The sequence below is a fragment of the Streptomyces venezuelae ATCC 10712 genome (assembly GCF_008639165.1).
Lineage (GTDB): Bacteria > Actinomycetota > Actinomycetes > Streptomycetales > Streptomycetaceae > Streptomyces > Streptomyces venezuelae.
Map to the genome: position 1 here is coordinate 1,550,165 of NZ_CP029197.1, position 25,341 is coordinate 1,575,505.

Consider the following 25,341-nt stretch of genomic DNA (forward strand, 5'->3'; position numbering starts at 1 on the left):
GAACGGCCGACCGACCGCCCGGCGCGGGACCGGCGCGGGCCGCGGTCGAGCCCGCCGCCGCGAGGTCCGGCGCAGGCCGCGGACGAGTCGGCCGCCGCCGGTTCAGCGGAAGCGGCGGACGAGCCGGCCGGCCTTCGCCTTCAGCGTGTAGACCGCGTCGATCGCCCGGCCGGTCCCGGCGTGCACCGCCACCCGTCCCCGCGGATGGGTGCGCCGGCCCGCGCCCCGCTCGACGAGCTCTGTCCACAGCTCCTCGTGGCGGGCGGCGATCCGGGCGGGGTCGAAGCGCTCGGAGGCTTCGAGCGCGGCCCGTGCCGTCTTGGCCCGCAGCTCGTCGTCCTCGACGAGCCGGCGCAGCGCCCGCGCGAACGCGGCCACGTCGTCGACCGGCGTCAGGAACCCGTCGACGCCGTCCTCGATGATCTCGCGCGGCCCGTGCGGGCAGTCGGTGGACACCACCGGAAGGCCGCAGCGCATCGCCTCGACGATGGTCATGCCGAAGGACTCGCGCTGCGAGGTCACGGCCGCGATCGACGCCTTGACCAGCTCGGGCTCCAGCGGGGTCACCGAACCCATGAGGAAGACCCGCTCGGTGAGGCCCTTCTCCTTGATCTGCCGGGTCAGCGGCCCCTTGAGGTCCTGGACGGCGTCACCGGTGCCGTAGATCCGCAGCTTCCACTCCGGGTGGTCCGCGGCCACCTCGGCGAAGGCGTCGATCAGCACGTCGTACCGCTTGACGCCGGTGAGCCGGCCCGCCGCGACGACGGTCCGCGCGGAGGGGTCGGCGGGCCCCACCGTGGGCGCGGGCACGCTGTTGGGCACGGCCTCGATCCGTACGCCGGGCAGCGCCAGCTTCCGGTAGGCGCGGGCGTCCGCCTCGGTGACGGTCGTGAGGGCGTCGAGGAGCGCGTACTCGTGGCCGATGTCCCGGCGCAGCCGGTAGCTGTGCCCGGCGAGCACCAGGTGCTCCTGGCCGACCAGGACCGGGCCGCGCCGGGCCTGCCGGGTGAGGTGGACGTTGAGCCCGGGGCGGGTGCCGACGAGGACGTCGGCCTCCACGCCGCGCAGGTGCTCCCCGATCCGGGCGTCGGTGAGGGCGCTGTACTGCTTCCAGCGTCCGTCGCCGCGCGGGAAGACCTCGGCGGGGCGGTGGAAGTCGGGGTGGTCGCCGTCGTATCCGGGGCTGTCCTTGCGGAGGTCGACGAGGTGGCGCAGGGCCACCCCGGCGGGCAGGCCGAGGAGCGGCCGGTCGCGGTGGCGGAAGACCGAGACGATCTCCACCTCGTGACGTTCCGCCAGTTCCTCGGCGAGGGTGAAGGTCGTCCGGATCGTGCCGCCGTAGTGGTAGCCGTTGTGGAGCAGAAAGGAGATACGCATCGCGCTGCCGGTTCCCCCCGGTCAGTTGATCGGTCGCTCGACTGTACTGCCGGTGAAGGGCGGGTGTTCGCGGGCCGTGGCGGAGGGGGCTCAGGGGCGGTAGCCCAGCTGGGGCACGGTCGCGCAGTTCTCGGTCATCTCGCCCTGGCTCACCCAGCCCCGGCCGTCCTGCCAACGGGCCACGGACAGACAGGTGTTCCGGGTCGCGGGCGGTCGCGCGAGGTGCTCGTAGCGGACCGGGAGCAGCAGTCCCCGCGCGGTGTACGGCTCCGGGCGGTTCAGGTACCGCTCCACGCACGCACGGGTGAGTCCGCCACCGCCGCCCGGCCCGCTCCCGCTCCCCGCGAGGCAGGAGCGCGCCGCGTCGGTGAACCACATCGCCGCCGCCCACCCCTCCAGCTGCCATTGGGACAACGGCCGGTCCCCCATCGCCGCCCGGAACTCGCGGACCGCCGGGCTCCCGGTGTCCTGGTGGTTGCGGCTGGCGCCGGTCACCCACAGGGCCTGCCGGCAGCCGGGTGCGCGCGCGTACTCCCGGGCGACCGAAGAGGACCAGTTCTGGACGTTGGTGACCTTGGCGTCGACCGTCACCCCGAGGCTCTGCATCGCCTCGCAGAGGCGCACGTTGCCATGGGTGTCCATGGCGTCGAAGAGGACGTCGACGTGCTGGGCGCGCAGGTCTGCGGCCACGGCGCGGAAGTTGGGCAGGGCGAAGTCCACCTGCTCCTCGACGACCCGGTAGCCCTCGGCGCGCAGGCCCCGGGTGACCAGCCGGGCGTACCCGGCGGACGCGGCCTGGTTGTAGGAGACGACGGCCGCGGTCCTCGCCCCGCGCTCCTTCGCGAACCAACGGTAGACCTCGGTCCCGCCGTACAGCGTGCCGCCCCAGCCGGGTTCCTTCCCGGTGCGGGGCGCGGAGCTGCCGTAGATCCCGTAGAGGTGCGGGTAGGTGTCGTACGCGGGGGTGAGGGGCTGGCCGCCGATGTCGGGGACCCCGGCGCGGGCGACGAGTGGCGCGCCCGCGTAGTTCAGGGCGGTGGTGGCGACGAGGGCGAAGACCCGGCGTTCGTCGACCAGCCGGTGCACGCACGCGTTGTTGCCGACGCCGCTGCCGCCGTCGTCGCACGTCTCGACCTCGATCCGGCGGCCGTCGAGGCCTCCGCGCGCGTTGAGGGCGTCGAAGTAGGCGCGGGCTCCGTCGCGGGGGCCGGTGAAGGCCTGGCCGCCGACCGGGCTGGTGACGCTGGTGATGATCCCGACGCGGAGCGGCTCACCGCCGGAGGGGTGGGCGGTGGGCCGCGTCTCGAAGGCCCGCTCCGGGAGCCGGCTGCCGCAGGCCGCGAGGAGCAGGAGCAGCGGGGCGAGCAGCAGGGCGACGAGCGGCCTCGCCCTGGCCTCAGCAGCCCGGAACGGTGGCACCGCTCAGCTCGACCAGGCCGCAGAGCGTCTTCACCGAGACCTTCCAGGTGTCGTTCTGGAGGACGGAGGTGCCCTGTGCGCCGGGGAGCGCCGGGGACCCGCCGACCAGCAGGTCGTAGGTCACGCCGGCCTCGGTGGCGGAGTCGAACGTGACGCCCGTGACCTTCGCCGAGGTCATGGCCGCGTTCTTGTCGCCGGCGAAGGCGCCGAGGACGGCCTGCATCCGCTCGCCGTCCTCGAGCAGTTTCACCCGGTCGGCGGTGGGGGTCTTCGGGTCGAAGAAGGCCGTCCAGTTCTTGGTGATCTCCGCCTTGGCGGCCGCCGGGTCGTCGGGTTCGTCCGCAGTCGCGGCCGGGGCGGAGGTGTTCATCTCCTCGGAGCGGCCCTCGCCTTCGTCGTCGGAGCAGCTCGCGAGCGCGGGCGTGAGCACCAGGACGGCGGCGGCCGCGAGGGCGGCGAGCCGGGGGCGCCGGCCGGGTCGTGCGAAAACCATCTGGCTCACCACCGGGTGTCCCTGCGGGCCGAGCGGCCCGATGCTTCCAGGGTGGGACGGTTCAGGACATAGTGCAAGATCGGGGCATAGTACGCACAACACCAGGGAGAGGCGAGGGAGGTCGTCGTGCCGACACCCCGGATCCTGCTGTGGAGCGGTCTCGTGGCGGCCGCCGGCGGCGCGGTGCTCTGCGTCCTCGGCTGGTACGGGATCTCCGGCGAGCGGTTCGCGGAGCGCCAGCTGCCCTACCTCGCCTCCTGCACGGTGCCGGGGGCCGCGCTGATCGTGGCGGGCGCGGTGCTCCTCGTGGCAGCGTGCGCCCTTCCCGTACGCCCTCCGCAGCCGCGTCGGCCGGCGGCCTCCGAGGAGGAGCCCCCGGCGCCCTCCGCGGCGGGACCGTTCGTCCGGGTCCCGGCCGGGACGCTGGCGCACCGGTCCGACTGTCCGCTCGTCGCGGGCAGGCCGGAGGCGGTGGAGGTCGGCGACGCGGTGCTCGACCCCTGTCCGGTGTGTGAGCCGTGGCCTCCCTGACGTACGAACTGACGCTCGCCGGCCTCGCCGTGGGCAGCGCCGCCGCGCTCACCGGGATCGGACTCGTCGTCACCTACCGGGCGACCGGCGTCCTGAACCTCGCGCACGGCGCCGTCGCCATGATCTGCGCGTACGTGCTGCGCCAGCTGGCGGTCGGCTGGGGCTGGCCGCTGCCGGCCGCCGCCCTCGTCACCCTCCTCGTGGTCGCGCCCGGAATCGGCCTCGTCCTCGACCTCGCGGTGTTCCGGCCCCTCGCACGGCGCGAGGCGAACCCGGCGCGGTCCCTGGTCGCCTCCATCGGCGTCTTCGTGCTGCTCGTCGGCGCCGCCGTGCTGCTGTGGGGCCCCGGCGCCCGGGACGACGCGCCGGTGCTCCTCGGCGACGACCCCTGGACCCAGCTCGGGGTGGTGGTGGCGCTCGCCTGCCTGGTCGGGGCGGTGACCCGGTGGACCCGCTTCGGCCGGGAACTGCGGGCCGTGGTGGACAACCGCCCGCTCGCCGCCCTGTCGGGGATCGACGCGGACCGGGTCGCGGCCGCCGGCTGGGCCTTCGGCTCCTTCACGGCCGGGCTCACCGGCGTCCTCCTCGCCCCGTACGTCCGGCTCGACCCGTACGGGCTGCCGCTGCTCGTGGTCGAGGTGATCGCCGTCGCGGTGATCGCCCGGATGCGGTCGCTGCCGGTCGCGGTCGCGGCGGCGCTCGCCCTCGGGGTGGCCCAGGCCCAGCTGACCCGGCTGCACCCGGAGGGGTGGGCGGGGCCGCTGCTCCAGGCCGTCGGGGCGAACCTGTTCGTGGTGGCGCTCCTCGTCGCCGCGCTCGTCCTGCCGGGCGTCGGCGGCAAGGGCCGCGACGCGCTGCCGCCGCCGGCGCGCCCGGGGCGGGTACCGGGGGCCGTGTGGCTCGTCACGGGCGTCCTGTTCCTCCTCCCGCTCGGCTTCGCGGGCGCGGACCTGCACACCGCCGTGCAGGTCCCGGCGCTGGCGGTGATCCTGCTGTCCCTGGTCGTGGTGGCAGGCCGGGGCGGGCAGATCGCGCTGGGCCAGGCCGCGTACGCGGGCCTGGGCGCCCTGTTCACCGCGCTGCTCACGGCGGGCGGCGTCCCCGGGCTCCCGGCCCTCGGCCTCGCGGTGCCGCTGGCCGGGGCGGTGGGCCTGCTGACCGGCTGGCCGGCGATCCGGCGGCACGGCCTGGCGCTGGCCCTGGTGACGCTGGCGACCGGGGTCGCGGTGAGCCGCTTCGTCCTCACCCAGCCGTACGCGACGGCCGGCCTGTCCCTCGGCCGCCCGGCGGGCTTCTCCGACGACCGCGCCTTCTACGCCCTCGAACTGCTCGTCCTCGCGGGCTGCCTGGCCCTGGTCGCGGCGCTGCGCCGGGGCCGTACGGGCCGCGCGCTCGCGGCGCTGCGGGACCACGAGCCGGGCGCGGAGGCGGCGGGCGTCCCCGTGCCCCGCCTCAAGCTCCTGGCCTTCGTCCTGGGCGCGGCCCTGGCGGCCCTGGGCGGCGGCCTCCTCGGCATGGGGCTCCGCGCCTTCGACCCGGAGGCGTACGACCCGGTCCGCGGCCTGCTCTGGTTCGCCGCGGTCCTGGTCCTGGGCGCCGACAGCCTGCTGACCCCGCTCGCCGCGGCGGCCCTCCTGACCACCCTGGACGCCGGCGGGTACGCGGGCACGGCGGCGCTGGTGCTGGGCCTCCTGGCGGCGCTCACGGGCCGGGTCCCGCCGCTGACGAGCCTGCTGCCGAGCAGGACCCGGCCGCCCGCGGACGTCGGCGGGGGGACCGCTTCGGGAGGGCCCGCGGCCCTGTCGGCCGGGGTGACGGCCGGTGCGGGAGACGGCCCCCGTCCCGCCGTGCGCCGGGCCCGCCCCCACCGGCCCGCGCCCGACGGCGCGCCCGCGCCGGACCGCGCGCCCCCGCCCGACCGCGCGCCCCCGCCCGACGGCGCGCCCCCGCCCGTCCCCCGTCTCCACGCCCGCGACCTCACCCTCACCTATCCCGGAGGGGTCACCGCGCTGACCGGCGTCACCCTCGACCTCGCCCCCTCCCGCGTCACCGCCCTCGTCGGCCCCAACGGCGCCGGCAAGAGCACCCTCTTCGACTGTCTCGCCGGCACCCTCCGCCCCCACGAGGGCCGGATCACCCTCGACGGCGCCGACATCACCCACCGCTCCGCCCACGCCCGCACCCGGCTCGGCATCGCCCGGACCTTCCAGCGCCTCGCCGTCTTCCCCTCCCTCACCGTCGAGGAGAACGTCCGCCTCGGCGCGGAGCGGGGCCACCCCGGCGGGGACCCCGCGGCCGTCGAGCGGAGCCTGCGCCTCCTCGGCCTCGCCGGGCCCGTCCGGCACGCGACGGCGACCGACCTGCCCACCGGGACCCTGCGCCGGGTGGAGCTGGCCCGGGCGCTGGCGGGGCAGCCGCACACCCTGCTCCTCGACGAGCCCGCAGCGGGCCTCGACGCCGCCGAGACGGCCGCGCTCGCCCGGGCCCTCGCCGCCCTGGCGGCCGACGGCCTGACCGTCCTCGTCGTCGAGCACGACCCGGACCTCGTCGCCGGGATCGCCCACACGGTGCACACCATGGAAGGCGGCCGGATCGTGGGGGCCGGGCCATGAGCGTCGAGATCGCCCTGCGGGCCGCCCGCGTCCGCTACGGCCCCCTGGAGGCCCTGCACGGCCTTGACCTGCCCGTCCCCGCCGGTACGGTCACCGTCCTCCTGGGCCGCAACGGCTCGGGACGCACCACGGCCCTGCGCGCCCTCGCGGGCACGGTCCGTCTTTCGGCCGGCCGGGTCCTGTGGCGGGGCACCGACGTCAGCCGCCTGACGGCGCACCAACGGGCGCGCCGGGGGCTCTGCTTCGTACCGGACCGGCGTGCGGTGTACGCGAGCCTCACCGTCGCGGAGAACCTCGCGCTCACCGGCCCGGCGGCCGAGCCCCCGTACCCCGAGCTCGTCCCCCTCCTCGCCCGCCCCGCCGGCACCCTCTCCGGCGGCGAGCGCCGCATGGTCGCCCTCTCACGGGCCCTTCTCGCGCCGCACGCGCGCGTGGTGCTGGTCGACGAGCCGTCCCTCGGCCTGGCCCCGCCGGTCGCGGCCCGCACGTACCGCGGTCTCGTGGCGCTCGCCGTGGACGGCGGCGCGGCCGTGGTCCTGGCGGAGCAGGCCGTACCGGACGGGCTGCCGAGGGGGACGCTCGTGCACGAGCTGCGCCGCGGCTCCCTCGCGTTCAGCGGGGAGCCGGCCGAGCTCCGGTGACGGCCACGGGAGCCGTCACAGCGGGTCGATCCGCAGCATCGTCCCGACCACCACGCGGTTCGGGTCGGGTCCGACGACGTCCCGGTTCGCCGCGTACAGCGCCTCCCAGCCGCCCTCGATCCCGAAGCGCCGGGCGATGGAGCTGAGGGTGTCGCCGGGCTGGACGGTGTGGACGCGCCCGCTCAGCCCGTACCGTTTGGAGCAGACGGGCCAGGCCGCCCAGCCCTGGGTGCGGAGCACCTCCTCCGCGACGGTGATCTGCTGCGGCCGGGTCGCCAGGTCGGCGCGCGGCGCGAAGCGGAGGCCGCCGTGCTCGACCCAGGTCGGGTGCCAGAACTGGAGCCCGCCGTAGAAGCCGTTGCCGGTGTTGGTGTGCCAGTCACCGCTGCTCTCGCACTCGGCGACGCAGCCCCAGGGCCACTGGTCCACGGCGCAGGCGTACGGGGGCACGGCGGTGGCCGCGCGAAGCCCGGCGGACACGGTCCGCGGCGCCGCGGAGGTGGTCCGTGGCCCGTCCGCCACGTCCCGGGCCTGGGCGGGTGCCGGGGCCAGGGCCAGCAGCGCGGCCGCGGACACCACGAGGGAACCGGTCGTCCAAAATCGGATCTTCGACATCGGGGCAGGCTAGGCAGCCGCCCGCCGCCCCCGGCCCGTGCCGCGCGGAACACCGTTCACACCCCACCCGGTCGGAGTCACCGGCCTCCCCCGGGCCCCTCCCGCCGCGAGCCCCCGCCGCCGGATGGCCGCCCGATCGCCGCCTGCTCGCCCGCCTCCCACCGGCTCCTCGTCGGCTCCACGTCTGCCCCGCGTATGCCCGTCGCCGGCCTCGCGCACGAGCCGGTGGCAACTTGCCTCGCTTCCACGCGTGACCCCGGCCGAGCCTGACCCGTTGAACTCGGCATGAGGCGACCGGGAACGGCCCGGCGTCCCCCCGTACCGAGTCCAGGGAGCCCCCCGTGCCGCGCATGCTCGACGTCAGCGAGGACGTACGCGCCGAGATCGGCGACGAAGAAGCGGACCGGCTGCTCGCCGGCGACAACGCCCCGGGCAGCTACGACTGCACCTCCTGCCGCACGCCGGGTGACTCCGAGCAGGAGCGCACCAGCACGGTGCTGTTCGTCGGCGACGAGACCGCGGTCCTGGCGTTCGCCCACGCCAGCTGCATTCCTTCGCAGGTCGTCCGGGTCGCCGAGGAGCAGCTCCAGGGCGCCGTCGCCTCGATCACGGCCGCCGACACCGCCGACGCGCTGTCCGCCGCCCACCCCGAGCAGGCCGTGCTCGGCGTCACCAGCGGTCTCGTCCTGATCGAGGGCGAACTGCACCCGGCGCTCGTCGTGGAGCCCACCGCCCCGGTCGCCCGTCCGGGTTCGGACGGTCTCACCGACGAGTTCCTGCCGCTCCTGGCCGACCAGGGCTTCCACCAGGTGACGACCCTGGACGAGAAGCCGGCGGCGCTCCCGGGCTGGTCGGTCCTGGTCGCCATGGGTCAGCTGCACTCCGTGCTCCAGCCGGGCCCCGGCGGCGCCGGGCAGGCCGCCTGGTGGCAGGCGCACCAGCCGCTCCAGGTCACCGAGGGCTGGCGCGCGGCGGCCAACAAGTCGCACACCGTGCTGGTCTTCGCGGCCCCGGTGGGCTCGATCGGCCAGCAGCCGCGTGAGGACCTGCTGCGGGACGCGCTGGAGAAGGCCGCGGCGAACGGGCGCCTGGTCGCCGCCGCGATGCCGCTGGCCGGTACCTGATGGAGGACGGCCGGCCGGGCATAGGGTGGTCGCGGGTCCCCGGCGGACCGACGGGGCCCGCGGGCTCCGCGGGGCCGGGGCTCCCGACCGTGCCGCATCCGCGCCGGGCGCCCCTTTCGGAGAGCCGCCCGCATCCGACGGGCGGCGGGGTCGTTGGCACCTACGTGCACGCATACGACCCCTTCCTCCCCCCGTATCCGAGTCCGATCCCTCCGATGCGCCCCGCGCAGGACGTCACGGCGGGGGCATCCCCCACGCCGATCTACGACGCCCTGTACTCGGAGTACCGCAGGACGTTCCGCACGCTGCCGGGTGACCGCAGCGGCGAGGAGGAGCTGAGCTTCCGGGCCTTCGGTACGGCGGTGAGCACGGGCGTGTACGGGCCGGGGCAGGGCCCCCGGTACGCGTCGGCGTATCCGACCGCGTGGTCCACACCGTCCATGCCGTCGTCGCCGTCCGGGCCCTACTCTTCTGCGCACCCGCAGGCGGCGCTGCCGCCGGGCCCCCGCAGGGGCGTCTAGCGGCGGCGGGGCACACGGGGGAACGGCGGAGGGCCGGGGCGCGATCGCCCCGGCCCTCCGCCGTGTGCCAGGCCCGCCGACGGGCGGGCCGCTTCCCGGCTACTTCTTGCGGCCGCGCTTCTCGCGCACGCGGACCGAGATGTGGATCGGGGTGCCCTCGAAGCCGAACTCCTCGCGCAGCCGGCGCTCGATGAAGCGCCGGTAGCCGGCCTCCAGGAAGCCCGAGGCGAAGAGCACGAAGCGGGGCGGCTTGGTGCCCGCCTGGGTGCCGAAGAGGATGCGGGGCTGCTTGCCGCCCCGGATCGGGTGCGGGTGGGCCGCGACGATCTCGCCGAGGAAGGCGTTGAGCCGGCCGGTGGGGACCCGGGTCTCCCAGCCGGCGAGGGCGGTCTCGATGGCCGGGACCAGCTTCTCCATGTGGCGGCCGGTCTTGGCGGAGACGTTGACCCGGGGCGCCCAGGCGACCTGCTGCATCTCGGTCTCGATCTCGCGCTCGAGGTAGTAGCGGCGCTCCTCGTCGAGCTCGTCCCACTTGTTGTAGGCGATGACGATGGCGCGGCCCGACTCGACCGCCATCGTGATGATGCGCTGGTCCTGGACCGAGATGTTGTCGGTGGTGTCGATGAGGATGACGGCCACCTCCGCCTTCTCGACGGCGGCCGCGGTCCGCAGGGAGGCGTAGTAGTCCGCGCCCTCCTGGAGGTGGACCTTCTTGCGGATGCCGGCGGTGTCGACGAACTTCCACGTCACGCCGCCGAGCTCGATGAGCTCGTCGACCGGGTCGCGGGTGGTGCCGGCCAGCTCGTTGACGACGACGCGGTCCTCGTTCGCCACCTTGTTCAGCAGCGAGGACTTGCCGACGTTCGGGCGGCCGATGAGGGCGATGCGGCGCGGGCCGCCGACGGTGTTGCCGAAGCGCTGCTCGGGGGCCTCGGGCAGCTTCCTCAGGACCTCGTCGAGGAGGTCACCGGTGCCGCGGCCGTGCAGCGACGAGACGGGGAAAGGCTCGCCGAGGCCCAGGGACCAGAGCATGGCGGCGTCGGCCTCGCCGGACTGGCCGTCGACCTTGTTGGCGGCGAGGACGACCGGCTTGCCGGCGCGGCGGAGCAGCTTGACGACCGCCTCGTCGGTGTCGGTGGCGCCGACGGTGGCGTCCACGACGAAGAGACAGGCGTCGGCGGCCTCGATGGCGTACTCGGCCTGGGCGGCGACGGAGGCGTCGATGCCGAGGACGTCCTGCTCCCAGCCGCCGGTGTCGACGACCTTGAAGCGGCGGCCGGCCCATTCGGCCTCGTAGGTGACGCGGTCGCGGGTGACGCCCGGCTTGTCCTCGACGACGGCCTCGCGGCGGCCGATGATGCGGTTCACCAGGGTCGACTTGCCGACGTTCGGACGGCCGACGACGGCGAGGACGGGCAGCGGGCCGTGGCCCGCCTCCTCGATCGCGCCCTCGACCTCTTCGACGTCGAAGCCCTCTTCGGAGGCGAGCTCCATGAACTCCGCGTACTCGGCGTCGCCAAGTGCCCCGTGGTCGTGCTGGTCGTTCATGAAGTCCGTTCCTTGATCATTCGTGGTCGGTGGGTCCCCGGGCCGCGGGGCCCACTACTGAAAGTCTCGCTCAGCGCCCGGTGAGGCGCCTGGCGTTTTCCAGGTGGTCGGTGAGCTTCCCCTGGATCCGTACGGTGGCCTCGTCGAGCGCCTTGCGGGTGCGGCGGCCCGTGCCGTCACCCGCGTCGAAGGCGTCACCGAAGACGACGTCGACGCGGCCGCGCAGCGGAGGCAGTGCCTTGACCAACCGCCCGCGGCGCTCGGTGCTTCCCAGGACGGCCACCGGGACGATGGGCGCGCCGCTGCGGAGGGCGAAGTAGGCCAGGCCCGCGCGGAGCGAGGCGAAGTCGCCGTCGCCCCGGGTGCCCTCGGGGAAGATCCCGAGGACGCCGCCCTGCTCAAGGACGCCGAGGGCGTTGCCTATCGCGTTGCGGTCGGCGCCGTGGCGGTCCACCTTGAGCTGCCCGATGCCTTCCAGGAAGCTGCCGAGCGGTCCGACGAACGCCTCCTTCTTGATGAGGAAGTGCACGGGCCGCGGTGCGGTGCCCATGAGCATGGGGCCGTCGATGTTGTGCGCGTGGTTGACGGCGAGGATGGCGGGGCCGGAGGCCGGCACCCGCCAGGCGCCGAGGACGCGCGGCTTGAACAGCCCGTACATCAGCCCGATGCCGATGCGTCGGCCGACGGCGGCGCCCTTCTCGGAGGGCACGGTCACTTGGCGGCCGTCCTCTTCTCGGCGCCCGTGGTCGCGCCGCGCCGCTCGTCGACGAGGGTGACGACGCACTCGATGACCTGGTCGAGGGTGAGCTCGGTGGTGTCGACCTCGACGGCGTCGTCGGCCTTGGCCAGCGGCGAGGTCTTCCGGCTGGAGTCGGCCGCGTCCCGCTTGACCAGGGCCTCCTTCGTCGCCGTCACGTCGGCGCCCTTGAGCTCGCCGGAGCGGCGGGCGGCGCGGGCCTCGGGCGAGGCGGTGAGGAAGATCTTCAGGTCGGCGTCGGGGAGGACGGTGGTGCCGATGTCCCGGCCCTCGACGACGATGCCGGTCTCGGCGCCGCGGGCGATGGTCCGCTGGAGCTCGGTGATGAGCGCCCGCACCTCGGGGACGGCGCTGACGGCGCTGACCTTGGAGGTGACCTCTTCGGTACGGATGGGGCCGGAGGCGTCGGCGCCGTCGACGGTGATGGTGGGGCGGGCCGGGTCGGTGCCGGAGACGATGACCGGCTTGGACGCGGCGTTGGCCACGGCCTCGGTGTCGTGGACGTCCACGCCGTTGCTGATCATCCACCAGGTGATCGCCCGGTACTGGGCACCGGTGTCGAGGTAGCTCAGCCCCAGCTTGGCGGCGACCGCCTTCGAGGTGCTGGACTTGCCCGTGCCGGAGGGCCCGTCGATGGCGACGATCACGGATTCCACGGTGGGAACACCTTCCTGGGGTGAGTGGGGGGCCCGGCGGGACGCGGGGCACCCCCACAAGGTTACCGAGTCCCCGGCCCCCGTTCGGCCGCACCCGAACACCACGGCACCCGCCCCGCCGCGGACCCCCGTCCCGCCGGGCCGGGCCCCGCCCGTCGCGGGCCTCAGGTGGTGCGGAGGGACCAGCCCCGGTCCTGGAGGGCCTTGCCGAGGAGCGGGGCCGCCGAGGGCTCCACCATCAGCTGGACCAGACCCGCCTGCTGTCCCGTCGCGTGCTCGATCCGCACGTCCTCGATGTTGACCCCGGCCCGTCCCGCGTCCGCGAAGATCCGCGCCAGCTCGCCCGGCTGGTCGCTGATGAGGACGGCGACGGTCTCGTAGACGGTGGGCGCGGCGCCGTGCTTGCCCGGGACGCGGGACCGGCCGGCGTTGCCGCGCCGCAGCACGTCCTCGACGCCCGAGGCTCCGTCCCGGCGCTTGTCCTCGTCGGCGGACTGCAGGGCGCGCAGCGCGCGGACGGTCTCGTCGAGGTCGGCGGCGACGCCGGAGAGGACGTCGGCGACGGGCCCGGGGTTGGCGGAGAGGATCTCGACCCACATGCGCGGGTCGGAGGCCGCGATCCGGGTGACGTCCCTGATGCCCTGCCCGCAGAGGCGTACGGCGGTCTCGTCGGCCTCCTCCAGGCGCGCGGCGACCATCGACGACACCAGCTGCGGGGTGTGGGAGACGAGGGCGACGGCGCGGTCGTGGGCGTCGGCGTCCATGACGACGGGGACGGCCCGGCAGAGCGCGACGAGCTCGAGGGCGAGGTTGAGGACCTCGGTGTCGGTGTCCCGGGTCGGGGTGAGGACCCAGGGCCGTCCCTCGAAGAGGTCGGCGGTCGCGGCGAGCGGGCCGGAGCGCTCCTTGCCGGACATGGGGTGGGTGCCGAGGTAGGCGGTGAGGTCGAGGCCGAGGGCCTCCAGTTCCCGCTTGGGTCCGCCCTTGACGCTGGCCACGTCGAGGTAGCCGCGGCCGAGCCCGGCGGTGATGGCCTCGGCGAGGGTGGCGGCCACGTGCGCCGGGGGTACGGCGACGAGGACGAGGTCGACGGGGCCCTCGGGCGCCTCGTCGGTGCCGGCGCCCAGCGCGGCGGCCGTGCGGGCGCGCGCCGGGTCGTGGTCGCGCAGGTGGACCGCGACGCCGCGGCCCGCGAGGGCGAGGGCGGCGGAGGTGCCGATCAGTCCGGTGCCGATGACGAGCGCTGTTCTCACTGGGCGATGTCCTTGCGCAGGGCGGCCGCGGCACCGAGGTAGACGTGCGCGATCCGGGACTTGGGCAGTTCGGTCTCGACGTGGGCGAGGAGCCGGACGACCCTCGGCATCGCGCCGTCGACGTCGAGCTCCTGGGCGCAGATCAGCGGGACGTCGACGATGCCGATCCGGCGGGCCGCGGCGGCGGGGAAGTCGCTGTGGAGGTCGGGGGTGGCCGTGAACCAGATGCTGATGAGGTCGTCGGCGTCGAGTCCGTTGCGTTCGAGGACGGCGGTGAGCAGCTCCTCGACCTGCTCGCTCATGTGTCCGGCCTCGTCCCGCTCCAGCTGGACGGCGCCTCGGACCGCTCGTACCGCCACGTCGTGCTCCTTCGCCTGCGTCATTGCTCCGTTCACCCTAGTCAGCGGCCGGGCGGGCGCGTCGCGGCGCCCGCCCTCCGAGACGGAGGACGGGCGCGGCGAAGGTCCTGGGCCCGGTGGTCAGAGCCGCTGCTCGCGGATGATGTCCTCCAGGGAGCCGGAGGGCATCGACCCGGTCGGGGTCAGCCTGTCGACGGCCTGCGGCAGCGACTGGGCGATCTGGTCGGCGGCCTCCTGCGGGGTGACGCCGGCGTCCTGGGCGACCTTCTGCAGGGTGCCGTCGGGGAGGGCTTCGGCGATCTGGGCGCCGCTGACGGGCTGGTTCTCACCGGTGCCGACCCAGGACTGGGTCTGATCGGTGAGGCCCGACCTGGTGAGCATCTCGAGGAGGCCGCCAAGCGGGTTCGAGCCGCCGCCCGCGCCGGCCGAGCCGCCGCCCTGGCCGCCGGCGAGGGCGCCGATCAGGGAGCCGAGGATGCCGCCGGCGCCGCCGCTCTGGCCGCCGGAGCCGCCGAGAAGGCTTCCGAGGAGACTGCCGAGGTCGTTTCCCGCCATGGTCCTGCCTTTCGTCCGGTTCGGAACAGGCCCAATGTCACCCGAACCGTCCTGTTCCGCCACTCGGGGTAAGGGCAGGTCCGGGCGGCTCCGCGCGGTAGAACTGTCGTCATGTTGCTGCACGTCGTACCGTCGGCCGTCTGGTCGGCCGCCCCCGATGCCCCGTACGCCCCCGGTTCGCTCGCCACCGAGGGCTTCGTCCACTGCTCGGCGGACGAGGCCTCGGCCCTCGTGGTCGCCGAGGCCCGCTACCGGGACGTGCCGGGTCCGCTCCTGGTGCTGGTGATCGACGAGGAGCGGCTGGCCGGGGAGGTCCGCTGGGAGGGTTCGGGCGGGACGCTCTTCCCCCATGTGTACGGGCCGATCGAGCGGGACGCGGTGACCCGGGTCCTGGAGGTGCGGCGGGACGCGGACGGCCGTGCGAGGGAGCTGACGCCCCGGGCGTAGGCGTGTTGCCGGACCCGGCGGCGGCTCGGCGCCAAGCTGGGCCGCATGACTTCACGCGCCACGAACCGCCGTACCGTCCTGTTCGCCTCCGCCGCGGCCCTGACGGCGGGCTGCGGCTCGGACGACGAAGGCGACGGCGGTACGACCACCAGCGCCCCGGCCACCCCGAGCACCCCCGCGGACACGAGCGCCCCGGCCGCCACGGAGACGGCCGGCGCGACTCCCCGCGGAAGCGCGTCCGCCGCCGGGCCCGCCCTGGCCAAGACCTCGGACATCCCCGTCGGCGGAGGCACGGTCTTCGCCGACCGGAAGGTGGTCGTCACCCAGCCCAAGGCCGGGGAGTTCAAGGCGTTCTCGGCGGTCTGCACCCATCAGGGCTGTCTGGTGAACAAGGTCGCGGACGGCACCATCGACTGTCCCTGCCACGGCTCCAAGTACGCCATCGCCGATGCCGCGGTGGTGGCGGGTCCCGCGCCCCGCCCGCTCCCGGCGGAGCGGATCACCGTCTCGGGGGACTCGATCACGCTCGGGTAGCCCTGCCGTACCCTGACCGCCATGACTCCGGACGAGCTGGTGAGCGCACACACGATCTACTCCTGTGTCATGGGCTCCCGCGCCTTCGGTCTCGCGACCGAGGACAGCGACACGGACGTCCGGGGCGTGTACCTCGCCCCGACGCCGTTGTTCTGGCACTTCGACAAGCCCCCCGCCCATGTGGAGGGGCCGGGCGAGGAGCAGTTCAGCTGGGAGCTGGAACGCTTCTGCGAGCTGGCCCTGCGCAACAACCCGAACGTCCTGGAGTGCCTCCACTCCCCCGTCGTCCGGCACGTCGACGACCTCGGGCGCGAACTGCTCTCGCTGCGCGGCGCCTTCCTCTCCCGGCAGGCCCACCAGACCTTCGTGCGGTACGCGGGCGGCCAGCGCCGCAAGCTCGACGCGGACGTCCGGCAGTACGGCCACCCGCGCTGGAAGCACGCCATGCACCTGCTGCGGCTGCTGACCAGCTGCCGGGACCTGCTGCGCTCGGGCGAGCTGAGGATCGACGTCGGCGAGGAGCGCGAGCGCCTCCTCGCGGTCAAGCGCGGCGAGGTGCCCTGGCCCGAGGTCGAGTCCTGGATGAACCGCCTCCAGGACGAGGCCGACCGCGCCCTCGACGCGACCCCGCTGCCGGCCGCGCCGGACCACGCGCGCGTGCAGGACTTCCTGATCCGCGCGCGCCGCGCCTCGGCGACGTCCGTGCTCCCCTGAGACCCGAGCTTCCGGGTCCGGCACGGTCCGGGGGACCGTCCCCGTGCACGGTCCGAGTGACCCGCCCCGGGCGCGGTCCGAGCGGCCGGCTCTAGCAGCCGCCCTTCAGCCTGGCCCGTACGACGAGATCGTGCAGCAGGTCGTGGGCCCGTACCGCCGCATCGCCCAGACCTGACGCCGCCTGCGCCTCGTCGAGGACGCCGTGCAGGGCCTCGGTCTCCGCGCGGACCTCCTCGATCGGCACCTCCGCGAGCCCGTGCTCCGCCGCCGCCTTCGCCGCGACGAGGTCGGGCAGCCGGGCGGGCGCCTCGGCCACCTCCTCGACCAGGGTGGGCAGATGGGCCTGCACCTCGCCCGCCCGCATCAGATGGATGCCGGTGAGCAGCGCCCGGTAGGTGTAGAGCAGCGGCTTGAGCTCACCGCTGCGCTCGAAGAGCCGCCACTGCGTCCCGGCGAAGCCCCGGTAGTGGTGGGCGTGGTGATGGGTGAGCACCTCGGGCACGAGGGAGACCAGCTCCGCGTGGGTCTCCGTGGTGTGCGCCACGAGCGGCGAGGTGAGCTGCTCCAGGACGTAGCCGTTGCGGCGCAGCATCAGCCGGACGAACTTCCGCAGGTCATGGGTGACGAGGTCCATCTCGACGCCGTCCCGGTCCCACATCCGGCTGCGGGTCTCCTCGGGTTCGCGCAGCCCGATCAGGGCGTCCACCGGCAGGAGGTGCGCTCCGCGCAGGTCCACGTCCGAGTCGCGGGACGGGAACCCGTACAGGTGCGCGCCGGAGACGGTCGCGAAGAGCAGGGGGTCGGGCTGTTCGGCCACGACGGCGACGAGGTCGGCGTCGAGGGCGGACTCGAGGGAGAGCGTCATGGGTCAAGCGTCCCAGAGCGCGCCGAAGGTCAGCAGGTCGCTCCGGTACTCGATCCGCTCCTCCCACTCCTTGGGCCAGGCGTCGGCGCCGAGGTGGGCTCCGGCGAAGGCGCCCGCGAGGGCGGCGATCGAGTCGGAGTCGCCCCGGGTGCAGGCGGCCCGGCGCAGCACGGTGAGCGGCTCCTCGGGGAAGCGGAGGAAGCAGAGGAGCCCGGTCGCGAGGGCCTCCTCGGCGATCCAGCCGTCCCCCGTGTACGCACAGGGGTCGAGCTCCGGGTCGGCCGTGCGCTGGACGGCGTCGAGCCGTTCCAGGACGGCCAGGCACTCGTCCCAGCCGCGCTCGGCGAAGTGTTCGGCGGAGGGGTCCTGGGAGCGGGTCCAGAGGTCGCCGAGCCAGTTCTCGTGGTAGCGGGAGCGGTTCTCGTACGCGTAGGAGCGCAGCTGTCCGACGAGTCCGGCGGGTTCCACGCCCTGGGCGAGGAGGTGGACGGCGCGGGCGGTGAGGTCGGAGGCGGCGAGCGCGGTGGGGTGACCGTGGGTCAGGGCCGCCTGGAGCTGGGCGGCGCCGGCCCGCTGCTCGTCGCTGAGCCCGGGGACGAGCCCGACGGGCGTGACGCGCATGTTGGCGCCGCAGCCCTTGGAGCCGAGCTGGCTGGCGTCCTGCCAGGGCGAGTCGAGGGACAGGAGCTGGCAGGCGACCATGCAGGTGCGTCCGGGCGCCCGGTTGTTCTCCGGGGACCGGTACCAGTCCACGAACTCGTCCCGTACGGGCTGGGCGAGGCGCTCCGGGGCGAGTACGCCGTGGTCGGTGACGGTCCGGATGCCGCGGGCGAAGGCGAGGGCCATCTGGGTGTCGTCGGTGACGCGGGCCGGGTCGGGAAGGGGAAGATCCCGCCACGGGCCGTACCAGCTGATGATGCGCGGCACGTCGATGAACTCGGTGGGCCGCCCCAGCGCGTCGCCGAGCGCCAGTCCGATCAGGGAGCCGGTCGCGGCCTGTTTGGTGGCGGTGCGGGTGAGGTTCACGTGGATCGTCCTTCCGGTCGCAGGAGGGGCGGGTGCAGGGTGCTGGCCCCGCCCGCCCGGTACAGGGCGGCCGGTTTCCCCCGTCCGCCGGTGAGGCGCGGCGGTCCTACCACGGCCTGGACGAAGCCGGGCGTGGTGAGGACCTTGCGCCGGAAGTTGGGGCGGTCGAGCTCGACGCCCCAGACCGTCTCGTATACCTGCCGCAGCTCGCCGAGGGTGAACTCGGGCGGGCAGAAGGCGGTCGCGAGGCAGGTGTACTCCAGCTTTGCGCCTACCCGCTCGTGGGCGTCGGCAAGGATGCGGTCGTGGTCGAAGGCGAGCGGCCCGTGCGTCCCGTACGGCATCCAGCGGGCCTGCGCCGCGTCTGAGCCGCCGCGTGGTTCGGGTGCGTCGGGGACGAGGGCGGCGAAGGCGACGGAGACGACCCGCATCCTCGGATCGCGGTCCGGGTCGCTGTAGGTGCGGAGCTGTTCGAGGTGGAGTCCCGCGACGGTGGTTCCGGAGAGGCCGGTCTCCTCGGCGAGTTCGCGGCGGGCGGCCCGCTCGGCGGACTCGCGGGGCAGCACGAAGCCGCCGGGGAGCGCCCAGGTTCCGGCGTACGGCTCCTGGCCGCGTTCGACGAGCAGGACGTGGAGGCGGTCCTCGCGGACGGTGAGGACGGCGAGGTCGACGGTGACGGCGAACGGCTCGAAGGCGTGCGGGTCGTAGCCCTCGGGAGCGCCCCCCGCGCGCGGCGCGTGTCCCGGCGCCGGATCGGCGTTCATCGGCGTTCCGGCAGGGGGTCGGCCAGTTGCCAGCCCTCGGCGAGGAGTTCGTCGACGGCGGCGACGGCGGCCGCGAGGCGTTCCTCGTGGGGTCCGCTGAGGACGGCCGTGCGGCGTCCGGTGTGGGCGAGCTGGGTGAGGAAGCGGGCGGTCATCCAGGGTCGCAGGTGCTCGCCGTCGCGCAGTCCGTCGTCCTCGAAGTCGACGCCCCGGTGGTCGGTGAGCAGCCAGAGGTGCTGTCGGCCGAGGGCGGCGATCTCGCCGGTGGAGGGGCTGGTGGTGCCCATGTACCGCTCGTGCCAGATGGTGGTGGCGAAGGCGTCGGTGTCGCAGAAGAGGACGGGTGAGCCGTCGCGGGCCGCCGCCTCCTCCAGTTCGGCCTGGCGCTGGGCGATGACGGGGAAGTCGGCGGAGTGGAAGGAGACGTCGGACCACTGGGCGTCGGGGCGTTCGGCGCGGAGTTCGGCGAGTTTGAGTTCGCTGTACTCGCGCCCGTACTCCGGTACGTACCGGGTGCGGGCCCATACGCCGCCGCGCCGCCGGTAGTGGTCGGCGAGGGCGAGGGCCATGGTGGTGGTGCCGGTGGACTCGGCGCCGAGGACGACGACGCGCCGGGTGAGTGCGGAGCGCACGGGCGGCGTCAGGAAGTCCCAGTGGGCAGCGGGGTCGGCGCGGACGGCGGTGCCGGAGACGGGGAAACGGTTCCGCCCGGGGTCGACGCAGACGGACTCGGCGCCGAAGCGGCGGGCGAGCTCCTCCCCGTACGGCTCCGAGGTGAAGACGGCGTCGACGCGCTCGGGCACGGCGGCCCGGAAGACGGCCATGTGGGCGTCCCAGACGTCGGGGTCCTGGAGGTCGACGGGGATGTCGTCGACGGCGCCGACGACGAGGGCGTCGGGGTGGGCCTCGCGCATCCAGCCGACCCGGTCCTCCAGGGAGATGCTCTCCACGGAGGAGGCGCAGACGAGGACGGTGAGGCGTTCGCAGCGGTCGAGGGCGGTGTCGACGAGGTGGTGGTGGCCGGCGTGCGGCGGATAGAACTTGCCGAGGACCAGGCCGTGGCCGTAGCGCTTCATGCCGCCATCTCCGTCCGGAGGGTCCGGCGTGCGGTGAGGTCCCTGGTCCAGCCGCGCAGGCCGATGACGCAGAGCGTCATGAAGCCGACGTACAGCAGGGACGTCAGGTACAGCTCCTTGTAGGCGTACAGCGGTACGTAGACCACGTCGGCGGCGATCCACAGCCACCAGGACTCGAGCCGCTTGCGGCACTGGCCGTAGGTCGCCATCAGGGAGAGCGCGGTCGTCAGGGCGTCCCAGAAGGGGACGGTCGAGTCGGTGGCGCGGTCGAGCAGCAGGGTGAGGGCGAGGGTCCCCACCACCCCCGCCGTGAGGAGCCACGTCCACTCGGTGCGCGTGGTGCGGCGCACCGGGAGGGCGTCGGAGCCTGGTCCACCCCCGTGGGTCCAGGTCCACCAGCCGTACACGGCGAGGGTGATGAAGACGATCTGGAGGCCGGCGTCGGCGTAGAGCCCCGCCTGCGTGAAGAGCAGGACGAAGAACAGGTTGTTGGCGATGCCGATCGGCCAGTTCGCGAGGTGCTGACGGGCGACGAGCCAGACGCAGAGCGCCCCGCTGCCGAATCCCAGCACCTCGGTCCAGCTGACCGGGGTGTCCAGGACGGTGAAGAGCGGCTGTTGCAGGGGTTCCAGCATGCTTGCGAGGCTCACGCCCGCCTCCTTAAGAGTCATGCTGACTATAAAGGCGGAGGGGTCCGGGCCACAAGCCCGAAAGGCACGGCGGCGAGCCCGTGAAACGCGGAAGCCCGCGACCGCCGGGTGGCGGTCACGGGCTCTCGTCCTGCGGCGCGGGGCCTTACATGCCGACTTCCTTCATCAGCATGCCGACCTCGGTGTTGGTCAGACGGCGCAGCCAGCCCGACTTCTGGTCGCCCAGGGCGATCGGGCCGAACGCGGTGCGCACCAGCTTCTCGACCGGGAAGCCGGCCTCGGCCAGCATGCGGCGCACGATGTGCTTGCGGCCCTCGTGCAGCGTGACCTCGACCAGGTAGTTCTTGCCGGTCTGCTCGACCACGCGGAAGTGGTCGGCGCGGGCGTAGCCGTCCTCCAGCTGGATGCCGTCCTTGAGCCGCTTGCCGACCTCGCGGGGCAGCGGGCCGGTGATGGCGGCCAGGTAGGTCTTCTTCACGCCGTACTTCGGGTGCGTGAGGCGGTGGGCCAGCTCACCGTGGTTGGTGAGCAGGATGATGCCCTCGGTCTCCGTGTCGAGCCGGCCCACGTGGAAGAGGCGCGTCTCGCGGTTGGTGACGTAGTCGCCGAGGCACTGGCGGCCGTCCGGGTCCTCCATGGTGGAGACCACGCCGGACGGCTTGTTCAGCGCGAAGAACAGGTACGACTGGGTGGCGACGGTCAGGCCGTCCACCTTGATCTCGTCCTTCTCCGGGTCGACGCGCTTGCCCTGCTCCAGAACGATCTCGCCGTTGACCTCGACGCGGGCCTGCTCGATGAGCTCCTCGCAGGCGCGCCGCGAGCCCATGCCGGCCCGGGCGAGCACCTTCTGCAGTCGCTCGCCCTCCTGCTCGGCGCCGGGGAAGGTCTTCGGGGTCTTGATCTCGGGCCGGTTCTCGTACCGCTCCCGGTTGCGCTGCTCGATCTTGGCGTCGAGCTCGCGGGAGCGGGCCGGGGCCTGCCGCTGGCCGTGCGGTCCACGACGGGGCGGCATGCCGCCCTGCGGGGCCTTGGGGCCGCCCTTGGCGCCGCCGCGGGCCGCGGAGCCGCGCCCCTTCTTCGGGGCCTCGGAGGGGGGGCTCACGTCGTAGGAGCGCTCCTCGGGGCGAGGCCGGCGCGGATTGCTCGGGCTCTTCTGGCCGTCACGGCCGCCCTGGTAGCCGCCACCGCCGCCCTGGTAGCCGCCACCGCCGCCGCCCTGGTAGCCACCGCCACCGGAGCCGCCGCGGTAGCCACCGCCGCCACCGGAGCCGCTGCCACCGCGGCCGCCGCCGCCGGAGCCGCTGCCGCCGCGGTAGGCACCGCCACCGCCGCTGCCGCCCCGGCCGCCGCCACTGCCGCTGCCGCCACCGGAGCCCCGGTAGCCGCCACCGCCGGCGCCGCTGCCACCGCGGCCGCCACCGCTGCTGCCGCCGCGGCCGCCGCTGTTGCCACCACGGCTCCCGCCGTTGTTTCCGCTGCTGTTCCTGCCGCTGCTGCTTCGCATCAAACTTCCGTCTTGTCGTCGTCCTCACGATCCGGTGCATCCGGATCGAACGACGGCACCCCTTCCAGCGAGTCCGGTTCGACCGCCTCCGCCTCGGGGAGGAAGGGAGCCAGCTCGGGGAGCTCGTCCAGGCCGCGCAGGCCCATCCGCTCCAGGAAGTAGTTCGTCGTCCTGTACAGGATCGCACCTGTTTCGGGTTCCGCGCCCGTCTCCTCCACCAGACCCCGCTGGAGGAGGGTGCGCATCACGCCGTCGCAGTTGACCCCGCGGACCGCCGAGACCCGGGAACGGCTGACCGGCTGGCGGTACGCGACGACCGCGAGCGTCTCCAGGGCCGCCTGGGTGAGCCGGGCCTGCTGGCCCTCCAGGACGAAGGCCTCGACGGCGGCGGCGTGCTCGGCGCGGGTGTAGTAGCGCCAGCCGCCGGCCACCCGCCGCAGCTCGAAGCCGCGGCCCTGGACGGTGTACTCGTCGGCCAGCTCGCGCAGGGCGTCGGCGACCTCGCGGGGGGTGCGCTCCAGGACCTTGGCGAGGTGCGCCTCGGTGGCGGGCTCGTCGACGACCATCAGGACGGCCTCGAGAGCGGGCTTGAGGGCGGGCGTGGCATCGCTCATGCGGCGGACTCCTGGTCGAACTCGTCGGTGACGGCCGCCGTGGGATCGGTCTCCCCGCCGGTCCAGGAGACCGTGAGGTCCCCCAGGGCGGTCTCCTGGTCCAGGGCGACGGCCCGCTCCCGGTAGAGCTCCAGGAGGGCGAGGAAGCGGGCCACGACGGTGAGGGTGTCGTCGCCGGCGTCCTCGATCAGCTCCCGGAAGAGCGCGGTCCCCCGCTCCCGCAGCAGCGCGACGACCACGGCGGCCTGTTCGCGGACGCTGACGAGCGGGGCGTGGATGTGGTCCACGTACACCTGGGGCTCGGCCTTGGGCTGCATGGCCTTGACCGCGAGCCGGGCGAAGCCCTCGGTGCCGATGGAGATGACCACCTCGGGGAGCAGCTCGGCGTGGTGCGGTTCGAGTCCGACGGTACGGGGACGGCGGCGCCCCTCGGACTCCCAGCGCTCCTCGAAGATCGCCGCGATGCGCTTGTACGCGCGGTACTGGAGGAGCCGGGCGAACAGCAGGTCCCGGGCCTCCAGGAGCGCGAGGTCGGCCTCGTCCTCCACCTCGGCGGCGGGCAGCAGCCGGGCGGCCTTGAGGTCGAGCAGGGTGGCGGCGACGACGAGGAACTCGGTGGTCTGGTCGAGGTCCCCGTCGGGCCCGAGGGCCCGCAGGTGCGCCATGAACTCGTCGGTGACCTGGGAGAGCGCGACCTCGGTGACGTCGAGCTTGTGCTTGGTGATCAGCTGGAGCAGCAGATCGAAGGGCCCCTCGAAATTGGCGAGCCGCACGGTGAACCGCCCGTCACCGGCCCCCACGCCCCCGTCACCGGCCTCACCGCCCCCGGCGCCGGAAGCACCGGCCGCGGCCCCGTCGGCACCGCCCACGGTCCCAGCCGCCGGCTCCTGCCCCGATCCCGGCTCCGGCTCCGGTCCCGGCTCCGTGGCGGGGGCCGGGGCCCCCGGCTCGCCCGGGCCGCGCCCGAGGGCGCGGCGGCGCGGCGGGCGGGACGTTTCGTCAGGGGTGTGGTGCATGGAGGTCCAGGGGGAACGGGGAGCGCGGCAGCCCGCAGGCTACCGTCAGCGGCCGCGCAGGCGGCGCACGAGGATGCTCGCGTCGCCGCGGGACTCCAGGTCCGCCAGGACCACCGCGACGGCCTCCCGGACGATCCGGCCCCGGTCGACGGCGAGGCCGTGCTCGCCCCGGAGCACCAGCCGGGCGTGCTCCAGGTCCATGAGCTCCTCGGCGGAGACGTAGACCGTGATCTTCTCGTCGTGGCGCTCGCGTCCGCTGGGCCGCCGGTTCGGGGCCCGGCCGCCGCGCCTGCGGGCGGCCGCCGGGGCGGGCACCGCCGCGGCCGGCGCGGACTTCGCGGGAGCGGTGGCGGCGCCCTCGGGCTCCGCCGTCCGGGCGCGCGGTTCCGTCGCCTCGGAGTCCGCCGCCGTGTGCTCCGCGGAGCCCTCGGCCGCCGTCGGGTCGCTCTCCCCGGCGGGAGCCGGAACGGCGGCCCGACGGGGCGCGGACGCCTGGAGCGCCGTCCCCCCGGTCGTACGGAAGAGTTCGTCGGCTCCGGGCAGACTCACTCGGCGTGACACCGGGCGAGCACCTCCCTGGCGAGCTGGCGGTAGGCGGCGGCGCCCACGGAGTTGGAGGCGTAGGTGGTGATGGGCTCACCGGCGACCGTGGTCTCCGGGAAGCGCACGGTCCGCCCGATGACCGTGTGGTACACGTGGTCGTCGAAGGCCTCGACGACGCGCGCGAGCACCTCGCGGCTGTGCACCGTGCGGGAGTCGTACATCGTGGCGAGGATGCCGTCGAGCTCCAGCTCGGGGTTGAGCCGCTCCTGGACCTTCTCGATGGTCTCGGTGAGCAGCGCCACGCCGCGGAGCGCGAAGAACTCGCATTCCAGCGGCACGATGACCTTGTGAGCGGCCGTCAGGGCGTTCACGGTCAGCAGGCCGAGCGAGGGCTGACAGTCGATCACGATGTAGTCGTAGTCGTTCATCAGCGGCTTCAGGGCGCGCTGGAGCGTCGACTCGCGCGCGACCTCGCTGACGAGCTGGACTTCGGCGGCCGAGAGGTCGATGTTGCTCGGCAGCAGGTCCATGTTGGGCACGGCGGTCTTGAGGAGGACCTCGTCGGCCGACATGCCCCGCTCCATGAGCAGGTTGTAGACGGTGAGGTCGAGCTCCATCGGGTTCACGCCGAGGCCGACCGACAGGGCTCCCTGCGGGTCGAAGTCGACGAGCAGCACCCGTCGTCCGTACTCGGCGAGCGCGGCACCCAGGTTGATGGTCGACGTGGTCTTGCCGACGCCGCCCTTCTGGTTGCACATCGCGATGATCTTGGCGGGTCCGTGGTCGGTCAGGGGACCCGGGATCGGGAAGTACGGCAGGGGCCGTCCGGTGGGGCCGATCCGCTCGCGGCGCTGGCGGGCAGCGTCGGGTGCGAGGGTGGCCGCGTACTCCGGGTCGGGCTCGTACTCGGCGTCGGGGTCGTAGAAGTGCCCCTCGGGCACCTCGTCGTAGGCGGCGAAGTGGGTGGACTCTCGGCCCATCTCGTTGCCGGCCGTGGCGTTCACGTGTAGGCCGTCCATCGTCTTCATCGTGTGGGCTGTCGTCATGGGCTGGTGCGTCGCGAAGGTCCGCACCGCGACGGAGCCGATCGGAGCACCTGGCGCACCGCTCCCGGGAGTAATTGTCGA

General features: G+C 74.3%; 28 protein-coding genes. 8 read left to right on the plus strand and 20 right to left on the minus strand.

Translation table 11 applies throughout. From position 1 onward, the window contains the following. Positions 1-102: 102 nt before the first annotated feature. The 3 genes from DEJ43_RS06815 to DEJ43_RS06825 form a co-directional block, all read right to left on the minus strand. A complete protein-coding gene (locus tag DEJ43_RS06815; RefSeq protein ID WP_015032583.1) occupies positions 103-1,377 on the minus strand; it encodes a glycosyltransferase family 4 protein in 1,275 nt (424 codons plus the stop codon). Between the two features lie 90 nt (positions 1,378-1,467). Continuing rightward, entirely contained in the window at positions 1,468-2,796 is a 1,329-nt protein-coding gene (locus DEJ43_RS06820; RefSeq protein WP_015032584.1) for an ABC transporter substrate-binding protein, read from the minus strand. Then, positions 2,774-3,301: an MTB12 C-terminal domain-containing protein gene (locus DEJ43_RS06825; protein ID WP_015032585.1), complete on the minus strand. Its 528-nt coding sequence runs from the start codon at positions 3,299-3,301 to the stop codon at positions 2,774-2,776. Before DEJ43_RS06825 ends, DEJ43_RS06820 begins: the two co-directional genes overlap by 23 nt. 114 nt (positions 3,302-3,415) lie before the next feature. On the opposite strand from DEJ43_RS06825, the gene DEJ43_RS06830 reads away from it, so the two are divergent. Genes DEJ43_RS06830 through DEJ43_RS06840 form a run of 3 tightly spaced genes read left to right on the plus strand, consistent with a single transcriptional unit; the run spans position 3,416 to position 7,073 of the window. After that, complete coding sequence (locus tag DEJ43_RS06830; protein WP_015032586.1) at positions 3,416-3,820, plus strand: hypothetical protein; 405 nt, start codon at positions 3,416-3,418, stop codon at positions 3,818-3,820. After that, positions 3,808-6,432: an ABC transporter permease subunit gene (locus tag DEJ43_RS06835; RefSeq protein ID WP_015032587.1), complete on the plus strand. Its 2,625-nt coding sequence runs from the start codon at positions 3,808-3,810 to the stop codon at positions 6,430-6,432. The genes DEJ43_RS06830 and DEJ43_RS06835 overlap by 13 nt, the downstream gene beginning before the upstream one ends. Continuing rightward, complete coding sequence (locus DEJ43_RS06840) at positions 6,429-7,073, plus strand: ATP-binding cassette domain-containing protein (protein ID WP_015032588.1); 645 nt, start codon at positions 6,429-6,431, stop codon at positions 7,071-7,073. The genes DEJ43_RS06835 and DEJ43_RS06840 overlap by 4 nt, the downstream gene beginning before the upstream one ends. Positions 7,074-7,088: 15 nt before the next feature. Here DEJ43_RS06840 and DEJ43_RS06845 read toward each other — a convergent pair whose 3' ends face one another. Then, positions 7,089-7,688 carry a LysM peptidoglycan-binding domain-containing protein gene (locus DEJ43_RS06845; protein WP_015032589.1) on the minus strand — a complete coding sequence of 200 codons (600 nt, stop codon included), beginning with the start codon at positions 7,686-7,688 and terminating at the stop codon, positions 7,089-7,091. 341 nt (positions 7,689-8,029) lie between these two features. Between DEJ43_RS06845 and DEJ43_RS06850 the strand changes: the two genes are divergently transcribed. Both DEJ43_RS06850 and DEJ43_RS06855 read left to right on the plus strand, forming a co-directional pair. Then, positions 8,030-8,812, plus strand: a complete 783-nt coding sequence (locus DEJ43_RS06850; protein ID WP_015032591.1) for a hypothetical protein — start codon at positions 8,030-8,032, stop codon at positions 8,810-8,812. Positions 8,813-9,027: 215 nt separating this feature from the next. Next, entirely contained in the window at positions 9,028-9,333 is a 306-nt protein-coding gene (locus tag DEJ43_RS06855) for a hypothetical protein (RefSeq protein WP_202490722.1), read from the plus strand. A 99-nt stretch (positions 9,334-9,432) separates the two neighbouring features. Here DEJ43_RS06855 and der read toward each other — a convergent pair whose 3' ends face one another. The 6 genes from der to DEJ43_RS06885 form a co-directional block, all read right to left on the minus strand. Beyond that, positions 9,433-10,881 carry a ribosome biogenesis GTPase Der gene (der, locus tag DEJ43_RS06860; protein WP_015032593.1) on the minus strand — a complete coding sequence of 483 codons (1,449 nt, stop codon included), beginning with the start codon at positions 10,879-10,881 and terminating at the stop codon, positions 9,433-9,435. Between the two features lie 70 nt (positions 10,882-10,951). Beyond that, on the minus strand, positions 10,952-11,539 hold the full coding sequence (locus DEJ43_RS06865) for a lysophospholipid acyltransferase family protein (RefSeq protein WP_051026027.1): 588 nt from the start codon (positions 11,537-11,539) through the stop codon (positions 10,952-10,954). A gap of 53 nt (positions 11,540-11,592) precedes the next feature. Next, entirely contained in the window at positions 11,593-12,294 is a 702-nt protein-coding gene (gene cmk, locus DEJ43_RS06870) for a (d)CMP kinase (RefSeq protein ID WP_051025844.1), read from the minus strand. A 164-nt stretch (positions 12,295-12,458) separates the two neighbouring features. Further along, positions 12,459-13,547 (minus strand): prephenate dehydrogenase, encoded by a 1,089-nt coding sequence (locus DEJ43_RS06875; RefSeq protein WP_015032596.1) that lies wholly within the window; start codon positions 13,545-13,547, stop codon positions 12,459-12,461. Next, complete coding sequence (aroH, locus tag DEJ43_RS06880; RefSeq protein WP_041663701.1) at positions 13,544-13,906, minus strand: chorismate mutase; 363 nt, start codon at positions 13,904-13,906, stop codon at positions 13,544-13,546. The genes DEJ43_RS06875 and aroH overlap by 4 nt, the downstream gene beginning before the upstream one ends. Before the next feature lie 120 nt (positions 13,907-14,026). Next, positions 14,027-14,524 (minus strand): YidB family protein, encoded by a 498-nt coding sequence (locus DEJ43_RS06885; RefSeq protein WP_469843795.1) that lies wholly within the window; start codon positions 14,522-14,524, stop codon positions 14,027-14,029. Positions 14,525-14,572: 48 nt separating this feature from the next. On the opposite strand from DEJ43_RS06885, the gene DEJ43_RS06890 reads away from it, so the two are divergent. From DEJ43_RS06890 to DEJ43_RS06900, 3 genes are read left to right on the plus strand one after another with little or no spacing between them, the layout of a single operon-like run. Next, positions 14,573-14,908 (plus strand): DUF952 domain-containing protein, encoded by a 336-nt coding sequence (locus DEJ43_RS06890; RefSeq protein ID WP_015032599.1) that lies wholly within the window; start codon positions 14,573-14,575, stop codon positions 14,906-14,908. A 45-nt stretch (positions 14,909-14,953) separates the two neighbouring features. Next, the gene (locus DEJ43_RS06895; protein WP_015032600.1) at positions 14,954-15,442 is read left to right on the plus strand and encodes a Rieske (2Fe-2S) protein; all 489 of its coding nucleotides are present in this window, start codon (positions 14,954-14,956) and stop codon (positions 15,440-15,442) included. A gap of 21 nt (positions 15,443-15,463) precedes the next feature. Next, positions 15,464-16,156 (plus strand): nucleotidyltransferase domain-containing protein, encoded by a 693-nt coding sequence (locus tag DEJ43_RS06900; RefSeq protein WP_015032601.1) that lies wholly within the window; start codon positions 15,464-15,466, stop codon positions 16,154-16,156. A gap of 91 nt (positions 16,157-16,247) precedes the next feature. Here the strand turns inward: DEJ43_RS06900 and DEJ43_RS06905 are convergent, their stop codons facing one another. The 10 genes from DEJ43_RS06905 to DEJ43_RS06950 form a co-directional block, all read right to left on the minus strand. Continuing rightward, positions 16,248-17,021, minus strand: coding sequence for a nucleotidyltransferase domain-containing protein (locus DEJ43_RS06905; RefSeq protein ID WP_015032602.1), 774 nt, complete (start codon positions 17,019-17,021; stop codon positions 16,248-16,250). A 3-nt stretch (positions 17,022-17,024) separates the two neighbouring features. Continuing rightward, positions 17,025-18,047 (minus strand): ADP-ribosylglycohydrolase family protein, encoded by a 1,023-nt coding sequence (locus DEJ43_RS06910; protein ID WP_015032603.1) that lies wholly within the window; start codon positions 18,045-18,047, stop codon positions 17,025-17,027. Continuing rightward, positions 18,044-18,811 carry an NUDIX hydrolase gene (locus DEJ43_RS06915; RefSeq protein WP_015032604.1) on the minus strand — a complete coding sequence of 256 codons (768 nt, stop codon included), beginning with the start codon at positions 18,809-18,811 and terminating at the stop codon, positions 18,044-18,046. The genes DEJ43_RS06910 and DEJ43_RS06915 overlap by 4 nt, the downstream gene beginning before the upstream one ends. Beyond that, complete coding sequence (locus DEJ43_RS06920) at positions 18,808-19,887, minus strand: AAA family ATPase (RefSeq protein ID WP_015032605.1); 1,080 nt, start codon at positions 19,885-19,887, stop codon at positions 18,808-18,810. Before DEJ43_RS06920 ends, DEJ43_RS06915 begins: the two co-directional genes overlap by 4 nt. After that, positions 19,884-20,537 carry a nicotinamide riboside transporter PnuC gene (gene pnuC, locus DEJ43_RS06925; protein WP_041662201.1) on the minus strand — a complete coding sequence of 218 codons (654 nt, stop codon included), beginning with the start codon at positions 20,535-20,537 and terminating at the stop codon, positions 19,884-19,886. Before pnuC ends, DEJ43_RS06920 begins: the two co-directional genes overlap by 4 nt. Before the next feature lie 145 nt (positions 20,538-20,682). Further along, complete coding sequence (locus DEJ43_RS06930; protein ID WP_041662202.1) at positions 20,683-22,041, minus strand: pseudouridine synthase; 1,359 nt, start codon at positions 22,039-22,041, stop codon at positions 20,683-20,685. After that, positions 22,041-22,655, minus strand: a complete 615-nt coding sequence (gene scpB / locus DEJ43_RS06935) for an SMC-Scp complex subunit ScpB (RefSeq protein ID WP_015032608.1) — start codon at positions 22,653-22,655, stop codon at positions 22,041-22,043. Before scpB ends, DEJ43_RS06930 begins: the two co-directional genes overlap by 1 nt. After that, entirely contained in the window at positions 22,652-23,671 is a 1,020-nt protein-coding gene (locus DEJ43_RS06940; RefSeq protein ID WP_071891192.1) for a segregation and condensation protein A, read from the minus strand. The genes scpB and DEJ43_RS06940 overlap by 4 nt, the downstream gene beginning before the upstream one ends. Positions 23,672-23,716: 45 nt before the next feature. Next, positions 23,717-24,232: a hypothetical protein gene (locus DEJ43_RS06945; RefSeq protein ID WP_106433687.1), complete on the minus strand. Its 516-nt coding sequence runs from the start codon at positions 24,230-24,232 to the stop codon at positions 23,717-23,719. After that, on the minus strand, positions 24,217-25,242 hold the full coding sequence (locus tag DEJ43_RS06950; RefSeq protein ID WP_030212665.1) for a ParA family protein: 1,026 nt from the start codon (positions 25,240-25,242) through the stop codon (positions 24,217-24,219). Before DEJ43_RS06950 ends, DEJ43_RS06945 begins: the two co-directional genes overlap by 16 nt. Between the last annotated feature and the right edge of the window lie 99 nt (positions 25,243-25,341).

Coding starts and splice junctions, on each gene's coding strand:
- der (WP_015032593.1), bottom strand. CDS start 10,881: ATGAACGACCAGCACGACCACGGGGCACTTGGCGACGCCGAGTACGCG.
- DEJ43_RS06865 (WP_051026027.1), bottom strand. CDS start 11,539: ATGTACGGGCTGTTCAAGCCGCGCGTCCTCGGCGCCTGGCGGGTGCCG.
- DEJ43_RS06890 (WP_015032599.1), top strand. CDS start 14,573: ATGTTGCTGCACGTCGTACCGTCGGCCGTCTGGTCGGCCGCCCCCGAT.
- DEJ43_RS06920 (WP_015032605.1), bottom strand. CDS start 19,887: ATGAAGCGCTACGGCCACGGCCTGGTCCTCGGCAAGTTCTATCCGCCG.
- DEJ43_RS06915 (WP_015032604.1), bottom strand. CDS start 18,811: ATGAACGCCGATCCGGCGCCGGGACACGCGCCGCGCGCGGGGGGCGCT.
- DEJ43_RS06815 (WP_015032583.1), bottom strand. CDS start 1,377: ATGCGTATCTCCTTTCTGCTCCACAACGGCTACCACTACGGCGGCACG.
- DEJ43_RS06845 (WP_015032589.1), bottom strand. CDS start 7,688: ATGTCGAAGATCCGATTTTGGACGACCGGTTCCCTCGTGGTGTCCGCG.
- DEJ43_RS06940 (WP_071891192.1), bottom strand. CDS start 23,671: ATGCACCACACCCCTGACGAAACGTCCCGCCCGCCGCGCCGCCGCGCC.
- DEJ43_RS06855 (WP_202490722.1), top strand. CDS start 9,028: ATGCGCCCCGCGCAGGACGTCACGGCGGGGGCATCCCCCACGCCGATC.
- DEJ43_RS06905 (WP_015032602.1), bottom strand. CDS start 17,021: ATGACGCTCTCCCTCGAGTCCGCCCTCGACGCCGACCTCGTCGCCGTC.
- DEJ43_RS06900 (WP_015032601.1), top strand. CDS start 15,464: ATGACTCCGGACGAGCTGGTGAGCGCACACACGATCTACTCCTGTGTC.
- scpB (WP_015032608.1), bottom strand. CDS start 22,655: ATGAGCGATGCCACGCCCGCCCTCAAGCCCGCTCTCGAGGCCGTCCTG.
- DEJ43_RS06950 (WP_030212665.1), bottom strand. CDS start 25,242: ATGAAGACGATGGACGGCCTACACGTGAACGCCACGGCCGGCAACGAG.
- DEJ43_RS06895 (WP_015032600.1), top strand. CDS start 14,954: ATGACTTCACGCGCCACGAACCGCCGTACCGTCCTGTTCGCCTCCGCC.
- DEJ43_RS06840 (WP_015032588.1), top strand. CDS start 6,429: ATGAGCGTCGAGATCGCCCTGCGGGCCGCCCGCGTCCGCTACGGCCCC.
- DEJ43_RS06930 (WP_041662202.1), bottom strand. CDS start 22,041: ATGCGAAGCAGCAGCGGCAGGAACAGCAGCGGAAACAACGGCGGGAGC.